The sequence below is a fragment of the Actinoplanes regularis genome (genome assembly GCF_900188005.1).
Lineage (GTDB): Bacteria > Actinomycetota > Actinomycetes > Mycobacteriales > Micromonosporaceae > Actinoplanes > Actinoplanes regularis.
Window position 1 is genome coordinate 23,148 of the sequence record NZ_FZNR01000021.1, and the last position, 11,920, is coordinate 35,067.

Annotated in this window: 9 protein-coding genes; 6 read left to right on the top strand and 3 right to left on the bottom strand. The window is 71.0% G+C overall.

All coding sequences use genetic code 11. From position 1 onward, the window contains the following. Positions 1–45: 45 nt before the first annotated feature. Complete coding sequence (locus CHC09_RS35815; protein ID WP_089297720.1) at positions 46–1,713, top strand: methyl-accepting chemotaxis protein; 1,668 nt, start codon at positions 46–48, stop codon at positions 1,711–1,713. On the opposite strand, the gene CHC09_RS35820 is transcribed toward CHC09_RS35815, so the two are convergent. Together CHC09_RS35820 and CHC09_RS35825 are read right to left on the bottom strand one after the other, a co-directional pair. Further along, on the bottom strand, positions 1,687–2,592 hold the full coding sequence (locus CHC09_RS35820) for a PfkB family carbohydrate kinase (protein ID WP_089297721.1): 906 nt from the start codon (positions 2,590–2,592) through the stop codon (positions 1,687–1,689). The genes CHC09_RS35815 and CHC09_RS35820 overlap by 27 nt on opposite strands. After that, positions 2,589–3,221 carry a TetR/AcrR family transcriptional regulator gene (locus CHC09_RS35825; protein ID WP_089297722.1) on the bottom strand — a complete coding sequence of 211 codons (633 nt, stop codon included), beginning with the start codon at positions 3,219–3,221 and terminating at the stop codon, positions 2,589–2,591. Before CHC09_RS35825 ends, CHC09_RS35820 begins: the two co-directional genes overlap by 4 nt. A gap of 85 nt (positions 3,222–3,306) precedes the next feature. Here CHC09_RS35825 and CHC09_RS35830 point away from each other — a divergent pair, with 85 nt between their 5' ends. Genes CHC09_RS35830 through CHC09_RS35840 form a run of 3 tightly spaced genes read left to right on the top strand, consistent with a single transcriptional unit; the run spans position 3,307 to position 6,409 of the window. Further along, positions 3,307–4,455, top strand: coding sequence for an acyl-CoA dehydrogenase family protein (locus tag CHC09_RS35830; RefSeq protein WP_089297723.1), 1,149 nt, complete (start codon positions 3,307–3,309; stop codon positions 4,453–4,455). A gap of 20 nt (positions 4,456–4,475) precedes the next feature. After that, positions 4,476–5,225 (top strand): 3-oxoacyl-ACP reductase FabG, encoded by a 750-nt coding sequence (gene fabG / locus CHC09_RS35835; RefSeq protein ID WP_089297724.1) that lies wholly within the window; start codon positions 4,476–4,478, stop codon positions 5,223–5,225. A 26-nt stretch (positions 5,226–5,251) separates the two neighbouring features. Further along, entirely contained in the window at positions 5,252–6,409 is a 1,158-nt protein-coding gene (locus tag CHC09_RS35840) for an acyl-CoA dehydrogenase family protein (protein ID WP_089297725.1), read from the top strand. Positions 6,410–6,796: 387 nt separating this feature from the next. Here the strand turns inward: CHC09_RS35840 and CHC09_RS35845 are convergent, their stop codons facing one another. Beyond that, positions 6,797–7,648, bottom strand: coding sequence for a polysaccharide deacetylase family protein (locus CHC09_RS35845; protein ID WP_089297726.1), 852 nt, complete (start codon positions 7,646–7,648; stop codon positions 6,797–6,799). A gap of 119 nt (positions 7,649–7,767) precedes the next feature. Here CHC09_RS35845 and CHC09_RS35850 point away from each other — a divergent pair, with 119 nt between their 5' ends. Together CHC09_RS35850 and CHC09_RS35855 are read left to right on the top strand one after the other, a co-directional pair. Beyond that, positions 7,768–8,388: a CG0192-related protein gene (locus tag CHC09_RS35850; protein WP_089297800.1), complete on the top strand. Its 621-nt coding sequence runs from the start codon at positions 7,768–7,770 to the stop codon at positions 8,386–8,388. Positions 8,389–8,595: 207 nt separating this feature from the next. Next, complete coding sequence (locus CHC09_RS35855; RefSeq protein WP_373871997.1) at positions 8,596–11,874, top strand: S8 family serine peptidase; 3,279 nt, start codon at positions 8,596–8,598, stop codon at positions 11,872–11,874. The last annotated feature ends 46 nt before the right edge of the window (positions 11,875–11,920 follow it).

The following is an 11,920-nucleotide window of genomic DNA, read 5'->3' on the forward strand; positions in this document are numbered from 1 at the left end:
GATGATGAGGTCCGACCGAACTTTCACCTGCGTCGGAGTGCACTCATGAGCACGGCCTCGTCAGACGACGGCGTCGCGACCCAGCGCGACCCGAGCCCGGCACGCCTCAGCGGCGCCCAGACGCCCTTCACGCGGTGGTTCGCCAATCTGAGCGTGTACGCGAAGGTCCTGATGACGGTCGGGATGGCCGGGCTGGTCGCGATCGCGGTCGGGATCACCGGGCTGATCGGGCTGCACCGGACCAGCGATGCCGCCGCACGGATCGCCGGGGGCAACGTCGCGGGCATCAAGGCACTCGGCGGGCTGAAGACCGCGGCGGCGCAGGCCCAGGTCGACTCGGCCAATCAGGCGCTGTCGCCGGATCCGGCCGTTACGCAGAGCTCCGCCGAGGCCTTCGAAGCGGACCTGGCCGCGTTCGCCGACGCGATGGCCGCCTACCGGGCCAGTGATCCGGCGAAACCGGCGACCGTCGATGACCTCGACGCCAAGTGGCAGGCGTACGTCAGCATCGCGAAGAGCAAGCTGCTGCCCCTGGGCGCCACCGACCGGCTCGCCGGGTGGACGGTGGTGCGCGACACGGAGGCCCAGCCTCTGCTCGACAAGATCAACGTGGATCTGGCCGAGCTCGATGCCGCCGAGACCGCGGACGCCGTCACGAGCGCCGACGCGGCGCGTTCGACATACACGTCCAGCCGTACGCTGACGATCGTCATCCTGGTCGGCGGGCTGGCCCTCTCGCTCGGCCTCGGCGTGCTGGTCGCCCGCAAGATGGTGATGCGGCTGCGGGAGATCCAGGCGGTCTGCGACGCGCTGGCCGTCAATGACCTGACCCGGACCAGTGGCCTCAGCTCGAAGGACGAACCGGGCCAGATGGGTCAGGCGCTGGACGCCGCGATCGGTGCGTTGCGGCTGACCGTTAACACGATCGAGCAGTCCGCGGCCTCGCTGGCGGCCGCCTCGGAGGAGATGACGGCCACGGCCGGGCAGATCGCGGAGTCGGCGCAGACGGCGTCCACCCGGTCCGACGACGTGTCGGCTGCGGCCGAGGAGATCTCGCGCAGCGTGGAGACGGTCTCCGCGGGCAGCCAGGAGATGGGCGCGTCGATCCGGGAGATCGCCGTGAACGCCACCGAGGCCGCGCGGGTCGGCGCGGAGGCGGTGTCGGTCACCGAGGCCACCGCGGCGACGATGAACAAGCTGGGTGAGTCGTCGGCGGAGATCGGCAACGTGATCAAGGTGATCACCTCGATCGCGGAGCAGACGAACCTGCTGGCGTTGAACGCGACGATCGAGGCCGCCCGGGCCGGCGACGCGGGCAAGGGGTTCGCCGTCGTGGCGTCCGAGGTGAAGGACCTGGCGCAGGAGACGGCCCGGGCGACCGAGGACATCTCGGAGCGGGTGCAGGCCATCCAGGCCGACACGACCGGCGCGGTCCACGCGATCGAGCAGATCACACAGGTCATCGCGCGGATCAACGACATTCAGACGACGATCGCGTCCGCCGTGGAGGAGCAGACCGCCACCACGGTGGAGATGAACCGGAACGTCACCGACGCGGCCTCGGGCACCGGCCGGATCGCGCAGAACATCAGCGAGGTGGCGCAGGCCGCCGCCGAGACCCGGCAGGGCATCGAGGAGACCCAGCACGCCACCGAGGAGCTGGCCCGGATGTCGGCGGAGCTCAGCTCACTGGTCGGTACCTTCCGTACCTGAGCGGACCCCCTCCAGGGGGCTCGTGGACATCCAGGCGCGGGTGCCGAAGGAGGCGCAGGACCTGGTGGCCACCGCGGCGGCCTCGTCGAGGGCCTCCGCGAACGTCGCGTCGGTGAGCGGCCAGTGCCGGGCGACCGCGAGGGTGAGCGCGCCGTGCAGTACGTCGCCGGCGCCGAGCGTGTCGACCACTTCCGTCCGCGGCACCGGCTGCTCCACGAAGCCGTCGCCGGTCCAGCGCAGCAGCGGTTCGGCGCCGCGGCTGACGGCGATCCAGCGGACGCCGTGGCCGGCCAGGAAGGCGGCGACACCGGTGACCCCCGGCGGGCGGAAGTCGGCGGAGCAGACCACCACGTCCAGCAGCGGCAACAGCGACGGGATGACCGGTTTCCAGCTGCCGGCGTCGAGCAGGGCCGGGATCCCGCGCCGGCGGGCCTCGGTCAGCACCGCGGTCGCCAGCTCCGGATAATGGCCGTCGACCTGCACGGCCTCGACCCCGGAGAGCAGCGGCCCGAGGTCGGGAACGGCGAGCATCCGGGCGGCGCCGTTCGTCGAGACCACCGTGCGGTTCCCGGTGCCGGCGCTGACCACGATGCTGGAGACGGGCGGTGCCCCGGCGTCGTCGGCGGCGAGATCGACGAGGTGGACGCCGAGCCGGTCCAGGTCGGCGTGCAGGCCGGCGGCCAGCGGATGCCGGCCGGCGGCGGTGACCAGCACGGGCTCTCCGCCGAGGTGGGCGACGGTCGCCGCGGCGTTGGTGGCCGGGCCGCCGGCGGCGACGGTCTGGGCGCGGGCGGTGACCTTCTCGTTCTCCGCCGGGTACTCCTCGACGAGCTGAAGGATGTCCAGGGTGCACAGGCCGGCGAGGAGAACCCGGGTCATCCGGGCGGCTCCGCGCGGGCGAGCCGGGCGGCGAGCCCGTCCACGAAGGTGAGCAGCGCGAACTCGAAGCTGTCCCGGTCGACCGCGTCGGCGTGCTCGCGCAGCCGGTGCGCGTCGCCGAGCGCCGGGTAACGGTCCAGGTAGACCTGCACGTCGTCGACGAAGCCGCGCGAGAACGAGCCCATCGCGGCGCCGACGACCAGGTATTTCGTCGAGGCGCCGATCATCGTGGCGTCGCGGGCCGGCCAGCCGGCGGCGACCAGGCCGCCGTGCACCGTGTCGGCGCGGCGCAGCGAGGCGTCACGCTGGCCGGGGCCGTGGGCCAGGAACGGCACGATGTTCGGGTGCTCGGCGAGCGCCGCGCGGTAGGACCGGGCCCAGCCGAGCAGCCCCGCCCGCCAGCCCTGGGCGAACGCCCCGACGTCCACCTTCTCCATGATCTCGCTGGCCACGTCGTCGAGCAGTTGCTCCTTGGTGGGGTAGTGGAAGTACAGCGCGGGGGCGCTGACGTTCAGCGAGGTCGCTATTTTTCGCATGCTGAGGCCGTCGAGGCCCTCCCGGTCGACGATCTCCAGCGCGGCCGCCCGGATGCTCTTCCTGCTGAGCAGCGGGGTGGTGGGCCGGGCCATGGCTCCTCCCGGGGATTGAGATGACTAACGCTGTTAAGTTAACATGGCGGAGGAAACCTGACAGCGTTCAATTTAGGAGTGGGCCGTGGACCTCACCCTCTCGGAGGAACAGCAGCAGCTGCGGGACCTCGCCCGGGAGTGGGTCGAGCGTGAGGTCGTGCCGCACGCCACCGAGTGGGACCGGGTCGAGCAGGTCGACCCGAAGATCGTCGGGAAGCTCGCCGAGCTGGGCTTTCTCGGGTTGGGAATCGCCGAGTCGGATGGTGGCTCGGGCGGCGACTTCCTGGACTACGCGCTGGTGATGGAGGAGCTCGGCCGCGGCGACACCTCGGTGCGCGGCATCGTCTCGGTCACCCTCGGCCTGGTCACCAAGACCGTCCAGGCGTACGGGACCGAGGAGCAGAAGCGGCACTGGCTGCCCCGGCTCTGCTCCGGCGAGACGATCGGCTGCTTCGCGCTGACCGAGCCGGGGACCGGTTCCGACGCCGGCAACCTGGTCACCAGGGCGGTCCGGGACGGCGACGACTGGCTGATCAGCGGTGAGAAGATCTTCATCACGAACGGGACGTGGGCCGGGGTGGCGCTGGTCTTCGCCCGTACCGGCGATCCTGGTCCCAGGGGTGTCTCCGCCTTTCTCGTCCCGACGGATCGGGAGGGCTTCGGCCGGCGGGAGATCAAGGGCAAGCTGGGGCTGCGCGGGCAGGCCACCGCGGAGTTGAGCCTCGACCGGGTGCGCGTCTCGGACAGCGAGCGGCTGGGCCCCGCGGGCGACGGCTTCAAGATCGCTATGAAGGCCCTGGACAAGGGGCGGATCGCCGTCGCGTCCGGCTCGGTCGGCCTGGCCCGGGCCTGCCTGGAGGCCGCCGTGGCATATGCGGGGGAGCGCACCCAGTTCGGCAAACCGATCGCCGCGCACCAGCTGGTGCAGGAGATGATCGCGGAGATGGCGGTCGAGACCGACGCCGCGCGCCTGCTCGTCTGGCGTGCGGCGGACCTGGTCGATCGCGGGCAGCCGTTCCGCACCGCGGCCTCGATGGCCAAGCTGTTCGCGAGCGAGGCCGCCGTCAAGGCCGCCAACCAGGCGATCCAGGTTTTCGGTGGGTACGGGTACGTCGACGAGTTCCCGGTCGGCAAGTTCATGCGCGACGCCCGCGTGCAGACCCTCTACGAGGGCACCAGCCAGATCCAGAAACTGCTCATCGGCCGGGCGCTGACCGGGATCAGCGCGTTCTGACTGAACAAAGGAGTTCATCCATGAGTCGGGTAGCCATCGTGACCGGTGCCGCGCGCGGCATCGGGGCGGCCACCGCGCTGCGGTTCGCGTCCGAGGGCGCGGCCGTCGCCGTGCTCGACCTCGACGAGGCGGACTGCGCCGACGTGGTCGGCCGGATCCGGGCCGCCGGCGGCACGGCGATCGCGCTGGGCTGCGACGTGGCCGACGAGGCCCAGGTCGACGCCGCGATCGACAAGGTCGCCGCCGAGCTGGGCGGGGTCGACGTGCTGGTCAACAACGCCGGCGTGACCCGGGACAACCTGCTGCACAAGATGTCCGGCGCGGACTGGGACATCGTGATGAACGTGCACCTGCGCGGCGCGTTCCTGTGCAGCCGGGCCGCCCAGCGCCACATGGTGCCCAAGCGCTCCGGCAAGATCGTCAACACCTCCAGCGTCTCCGCGCTGGGCAACCGCGGCCAGGCGAACTACGCCGCGGCCAAGGCCGGCATCCAGGGCCTGACCCGGACGCTCGCGATGGAGCTGGGCCCGTTCGGGATCAACGTCAACGCGGTCGCGCCCGGGTTCATCGCCACCGAGATGACCGATGCCACGGCTGCTCGGATCGGCCTCTCCGCCGCCGATATGCAGGCCAAGGCGGCCGAGATCACCCCGCTGCGGCGGGTCGGTCAGCCGGAGGACATCGCCAACGTCGTCGCGTTCCTGGCCAGTGACGCCGCGTCGTTCGTGACCGGCCAGACCCTGTACGTCGACGGCGGGCGCCGTCTCTAGTCTTCGGTTTTTCGGAAAGGGAAACGATGCGCCGCACCATTTTCAACGAGGACCACGAGGCCTTCCGGGTGACCCTGCGTGACTTCCTCGCCGCCGAGGTCGTCCCGCACTACGACGAGTGGCTGCACGCCGGTGAGGTGCCGCGCGAGTTCTACAAGAAGCTCGCCGAGCTCGGCCTCTTCGGCATCGAGGTGCCGGAGGAGTACGGCGGAGCCGGCATCGACTCGTTCAAGTTCGCCGCCGTCCAGTACGAGGAGACCGCCCGCGCCGGCGTCTCGTTCGGCGGCTCCGGCGTGCACGTCGCGCTCTGCCTGCCGTACCTGCTGAAGCTCGCCACGCCGGAGCAGAAGCAGCGCTGGCTGCCGCCGTTCGTCAGCGGCGACATGATGTTCGCGATCGCGATGACCGAGCCCGGCGCCGGCTCCGACCTGGCCGGCATGAGCACCACGGCCCGCCTCACCGAGGACGGCAAGCACTACGTGCTGAACGGCGCGAAGACCTTCATCACCGGTGGCGTCCTCGCCGACCGGGTGATCGTCTGCGCCCGCACCGCGCCGCCGAAGCCGGACGACCGGCGCTTCGGCATCTCCCTGCTGGTCGTCGACACCACGCTGCCCGGATATTCGGTCGGCCGCAAGCTCGACAAGCTCGGTCTGAAGACCTCGGACACCGCGGAGCTCGCCTTCTCCGACGTGCTGGTGCCGGTCGACGACCTGCTCGGTGCGGAGAACGAGGGCTTCTCGTACCTGGGGCAGAACCTGCCGCAGGAGCGGCTGGGCATCGCCTACGGCGCGTATGCGCAGGCGGCGGCCGCGGTCGAGTTCGCGAAGGCGTACACCCGGGACCGTAAGGTGTTCGGGCAGGCCGTCGCCTCGTTCCAGAACACCAAGTTCGAGCTGGCCGCCTGCCAGGCCGAGGTGGACGCGGCGCAGGCGGTGGCCGACCGGGCCCTGGAGGCCCTCGACGCGGGCGAGCTGACCCCGGCGGAGGCGGCCTCGGCCAAGCTGTTCTGCACCGAGGTGGCGCACCGGGTGATCGACCGCTGCCTCCAGTTGCACGGTGGCTACGGCTTCATCAACGAGTACCCGATCGCGCGCCTCTACGCGGACAACCGCGTCAACCGCATCTACGGCGGCACGTCCGAGGTCATGAAGATGATCATCGCCAAGGATATGGGGTTGTAAATTCGGACGTCGCTTTTTGGTCGCTAGGTTGGGGTTCCGGGCGGGGGCCGCTACGAAGGCCGTCAGGCTTGATACCTTCGTAGCGGCCCCCGCCCGGAACCCGCCTGGTCGCGGGGAGTGCCGCGACGCCGGCTTCGGTGGGGGTCAGCGAGGGCCGGGGGTGGTCCGGGGCGTCCCAGAGTTCCGGGTTCGCTCGTTTGAAAGAGCTTTCCGGTACGAGTACGGAGTTTAGTTTCCGGGCCTTTCGGCCTTGCCCCGTGCCGGACTCGCGCGGCGTTGGCGGCGCTCACTACCGCCCCGCGCCTCCAGGCCGCTGCGGCTGGCTCCGGTGGTGGTGTCTGCTGTCCGGTCAGACCGGGGGAGCCGGCCGCGTGGTCGCGGCCGGCGTCAGGGGATGTAGTCCTCGAGGCGGGCGGGGGTGAGGCCGGCCTTGTCGATGGCGTTGAGAACGGCCAGGAAGTCGTCCACGAAGCGCGGCCGGAAGTGCATCAGGATGATGTCGCCCGGCTGGACGACCCTTGTCGGCCCCTGGAAGAAGACGATGCCGTGGTCGGTGGTCTGGGTCCAGGTGAAGGACGCCTTCATCCCGCAGGCCTTGGCCGCGCGCAGCGTGGTGCCGTTGAAGGCGCCACCCGGCGGCCGGAACAGGGTCGGGCGGGGGCCGAAGAGCTTCGCCAGGCGGTCCGCACCGCCGCAGATCTGGCGCTTCTGCCCCTCGTAGGACAGCCGGGTCATGGTCGGGTGGCTGATCGTGTGGTTCTGGATGGTGACGCCGGCGGCCTGCATCGGGATGAAGTAGCCCGGGTCGGACTTGACCGCGTCGACCTCCAGGAAGAGCGTGACCGGCACGTTCGCGGCCTGGAACAGCTGCAGCGCGAGCGGGTTCTTCTCCCAGCCGTCGTCGATGGTGATGAAGGCGATCTTCTCGGTCGTCGGGATCCGGGTGAAGTTCGGGGCCTTGTCGCCCTTGGGGAGCGTCACCTTGGCCGGGGCGGGCGGCGGGGCGAACCGGGGGACCCGGGAGCGCAGCTTCGCCGGCAGGGCGGCCAGTGCGGCGGCCTCGGTCGGCGGCGGCGTGGTGACCGATTCGGTGATCGGCGCGGTGCTCGGCGGGGCGACCGGCTGAGAGGCTCCGGCCGAGGGCGGGCTCGTCGTGCCGGCGGTGGGACCGCCGCACCCGGCGAGAATCGTCAGCAGCACCCCTGTGGCTACTGCGCGTGACAGTCTGCTCGTCGTCATGCCTTCGCTCTCACGTTCGGTGATCCTCAGACCAGGTGACGCTGGGGATCGCTGAAATGTTGACATGGACGGGCAACTGTGTGGTTCGCCACATATAGGCTGAGGTTAGGGTGCTCGGCATGGCGTTGTTGCACAAGGCGGAAATCCGACCGTCCAAACTCGAACTGCTCAGCGGCTGGCTGCCCACCCTGAGCTGGTCTTCCGTGTCGTCCGGGACCGAGGTGAGCCGGGTGGCGGCCGCCCGGTTCGACGATCCGGCCGGCGCGGTCGGGATCGAGATCCTGCTGGTCCGGGCCGGTGACGGTCCGGTGCTGCAGGTGCCGCTGACCTATCGGGGCGCGCCGCTCGCCGGGGCCGAGCGGTTCCTGGTCGGCACGACGGAGCACAGCGTTCTGGGGCCGCGCTGGGTCTACGACGCGTGCGGGGATCCGGTCTTCGCGAGCGTGCTGGGCGACGTGATCCGCACCGGTGCCGGGCAGGCGGCCGAGGAGGTGCACGGGGACGGCCGGGTGGTCGTCCGGCAGCCGAATCTCGTGCTGCTCGGCAGCGGCTGCGACGCGCCGCCGGTCGGCGAGATCCGTCAGGTCAGTGACGGGGAGGTGACCCGGATCGGCACGACCGCCGGCACGCTGGAGATCCTCCGCACGCCGTCGTCCCCGGCCGTCGCGGGCGAGGCCGTCCTGACCGGGAAGTGGGCGGACGTCGAGACGCCGCTCGTGCTCGCCCGCCTGACGAGCTGATCAGCCGGACACCTCCCCGGTCAGCCGGGTGGACGCGGCCGGGTGAGGTGCCGGGGTGAGCCCGCTGACCAGTGGCTGAGTCCACAATGGTCACGGGAAGGTCACGAAGCCTATCGAGCGTAGTGACTTCCATGCAGATCGATCGGAGACTCCCGGGAGGAGCGTTCGGACACCCCTCCGGGCGCCATGCCTCCGGAGGATCCGCACGTGAGACAGCCATCCCGCTGGGGCCGGCGAACCCTCAGCTCCGTCCTGGCGATCGGCCTGACGGCCGGTGTGACGACGATGAGCGGCTCGCTTCCGGCCGTCGCCGCCCCGTCACCGGTCAACCAGGACGACGCACCGGCCATCGAGACCGTCGCACCCAAGGACTCACCCGCGGACACGCTCGGCGCGCACGACGCCGGCCTGCTCGCCGAGGCCCAGGCCGAGCGCCGGGCGAGCGTCACCCTGATCATCGCCACCGACCAGGGCCGGTCCGCCGACGTCGCGAAGCGGCTCGAGGGGCTGGGCGGCACCGTGGCCCGGCGCTTCGACCAGGTCGGCTACGTGCTGGCGACGGTGCCCATCGGCAAGGTGGTCAGCGCCGCGAAACTGCCCGGCGTCGCCGGCGTCGACCTGGACGAGACGGTCGAGGTGCCCGAGCCGGACCTGTCGACCGGCGCCCGGACCACCACTGCCTCCGGGCCCGGGGCGGACACCCCGGCCGACAACCCGTACCTGCCGGTCGGCGAGACCGGGTCGGTGGACTTCAAGCGCAAGCATCCGACGTACGACGGACGCGGCGTGACCATCGGCGTCATGGACACCGGCGTGGACCTCGCCCACCCGGCCCTGCAAACGACCACCACCGGCGAGCGGAAGATCGTCGACTGGGTCACCGCGACCGACCCGCTGCTCGAGAACGACCTCACCTGGCGGGCGATGCGCACCACCGTGACCGGGCCGGCCTTCACCTACCAGGGTGCGACCTGGACCGCACCGGCCGGGACCTGGCGGATCAACCGCTTCAGCGAGGCCATCACCGCCAGCTCCGAACCGGCCGGCGACGTGAACCGGGACGGCGACACGACCGACGTCTGGGGCATTCTCTACGACCCGGTCACCCACGACATCCGGGTCGACGTGAACCAGAACCGGGACTTCACCGACGACACCGTGATGCGGCCGTACAAGGAACGCTTCGATGTCGGATATTTCGGCACGGACGACCCGGCGACCGCGATCGCCGAGCGGATGCCGTTCGTCGTCGAGTACCGCGAGGACGTCGACCTGACCCCGGCCGGCCTGCCCGGTGAGGTCGCCGACTTCGTCAACATCGGCATCCCGGAGGGCCTGCACGCCACCCACGTGGCCGGCATCGCCGCGGGCAACGACCTCTTCGGCAACCGGAACTTCGACGGCCAGGCGCCCGGCGCGAAGATCGTCTCCGCGCGGGCCTGCTCGTGGGGCGGCGGCTGCACCGCGGCCGCGCTGACCACCGGCATGGTCGACCTGGTGGTGAACCGGCACGTCGACGTGGTGAACCTGTCGATCGGCGGCCTGCCCGCGCTGAACGACGGCAACAGCGCCCAGGCACGGCTCTACCAGCAGCTGATCACCGAGTACGGCGTCCAGCTCTTCATCTCGGCGGGCAACTCCGGCTCCGGCGTCAACACCATCGGCGACCCGTCGGTCGCCACCGACTCGGTCAGCGTCGCGGCCAGCGTCTCCAAGGAGACCTGGCTGGCCAACTACGGCTCGGTGACCCGTAAGCCGGAGCAGCTGTTCCCGTTCTCGTCGCGTGGCCCGCGCGAGGACGGCGGCTTCAAGCCGAACATCGCCGCGCCCGGCTCGGCCATCTCCGCGACCCCCACCTGGGAGGTCGTGGCCGGCCTGGACACCGTCGGCTACCAGCTGCCGATCGGGTACGGCATGGCGAACGGCACCTCGATGGCCGCCCCGCAGGCCACCGGTGGCGCCGCGCTGCTGCTCTCGGCCGCGAAGCAGACCCGGCGCACGGTCACCCCGGCCCAGCTGCGCCGGGCGATCTACTCGACCGCCGATCGGATCCCCGGCGAGCAGGCGTACGAGCAGGGTTACGGCAAGTTCGACGTGCCGGCCTCGTGGAGCCTGCTCACCCGGATCTCCGAGACGCGCACCTACACCTCGGCGGCCCCGGTCTGCACCCCGCTCGCGCAGTACCTGACCACGCCCGGCTCGGGCACCGGCATCTACAGCCGGTGCACGGCCGCTGAGGGCGGCTACACGGCGGGCCGGAGCAAGGTCGTGACGATCTCGCTGACCCGGACCAGCGGCCCGAACCGGACCGTCCTGCACACCCTCTCCTTCCAGGGTGATCGTGGAGCGTTCTCGACGGTTCCGGTGATCGGCCTTCCGCTGAACAAGACCGTCAAGATCCCGGTACGGGTCACCGCCGGCCACGGCGTCACCAGCGCCCTGCTCAAGGTGGACGACCCGCTCACCCCGGCGATCGACTTCGAGGTGCTCAACACGGTCATCGCCGCGGCGGAGGCGAAGTCGCCGTCGTACGCGTCGACGTACTCCGGCGCCGTCGACCGCAACTCCACCACGTCGTTCTTCGTCACCGTGCCGGAGGACGCCACCTCGCTCCAGGTGGAGCTGGGCGGTGTCGCGGCCGGCTCGCAGACCCGGTGGATCGCGATCAACCCGTACGGCGTGCCGGCCGAGTCGACATCCAGTCCGTACTGCTACACCAACTACTCCGACGCGGCGACATGCAAACCGGAGGAGCGGTCGTACGACAACCCGCTCCCGGGCGTCTGGGAGTTCGAGGTGGAGGCCCGCCGGACCTCGCCGGTGCTGACCAACCCGTTCACCCTGACCGCGAAGGTGCAGGGCGTGACGGTCTCGCCCGAGACGGTCACGCTGCCCAGCGTCCAGGTCGGCACGGCCACTCCGGCGGCGTGGACGGTCACCAACCGGTTCGGCCCGATCAGCGTCACCCCGAAGGGCGGCCCGCTGGGCAGCTCGCTGAGCCAGCGGCCCAGCATCGGGCAGGGCGCCGTGCAGGACTACACGGTCACCGTGCCCGAGGGTGCCGTCCGGCTGAACGTCGCGATCGGTAACCCGGCCGACCCGGCCGCCGACCTGGACCTGTTCGTCTACGACACGAACGGCGTGGAGGTCGGGCGGTCCGCGGACGGCGACTCGGAGGAGGCGGTCTCGATCGCCTCGCCGGCCGCCGGGTCGTACACAGTGGAGATCCAGGGGTACTCGGTGCCCAGCGGCACGACCGCGTACGACTACCGGGACGTGTACTACAGCCCGGTCCTCGGCGGCCTGACGGTGCCGAACACCCCGACGTCGCTGGCGGTCGGGGCGAGCGCCACGATCACCGGATCGGTCACCGCGGCCGCGGCCCCGCCGGCCGGGCGGCACCTGGCCGGCGAGGTGACGTTCGTGACCGACCTGGGCGCGGTCGTCGGCCGCGGCTCGGTCGAGATCGGGAACGTCACCGAGTAGTCGTGCTGTCCTGATCGGGGGTGGGCCGTGCCGGTCCACCCCCGAT

Excerpts from the sequence above, each read along its gene's own strand:
- CHC09_RS35845 (WP_089297726.1), bottom strand. The coding sequence starts at position 7,648 with ATGACGACGAGCAGACTGTCACGCGCAGTAGCCACAGGGGTGCTGCTG.
- CHC09_RS35825 (WP_089297722.1), bottom strand. The coding sequence starts at position 3,221 with ATGGCCCGGCCCACCACCCCGCTGCTCAGCAGGAAGAGCATCCGGGCG.
- fabG (WP_089297724.1), top strand. The coding sequence starts at position 4,476 with ATGAGTCGGGTAGCCATCGTGACCGGTGCCGCGCGCGGCATCGGGGCG.
- CHC09_RS35820 (WP_089297721.1), bottom strand. The coding sequence starts at position 2,592 with ATGACCCGGGTTCTCCTCGCCGGCCTGTGCACCCTGGACATCCTTCAG.
- CHC09_RS35815 (WP_089297720.1), top strand. The coding sequence starts at position 46 with ATGAGCACGGCCTCGTCAGACGACGGCGTCGCGACCCAGCGCGACCCG.
- CHC09_RS35840 (WP_089297725.1), top strand. The coding sequence starts at position 5,252 with ATGCGCCGCACCATTTTCAACGAGGACCACGAGGCCTTCCGGGTGACC.
- CHC09_RS35850 (WP_089297800.1), top strand. The coding sequence starts at position 7,768 with ATGGCGTTGTTGCACAAGGCGGAAATCCGACCGTCCAAACTCGAACTG.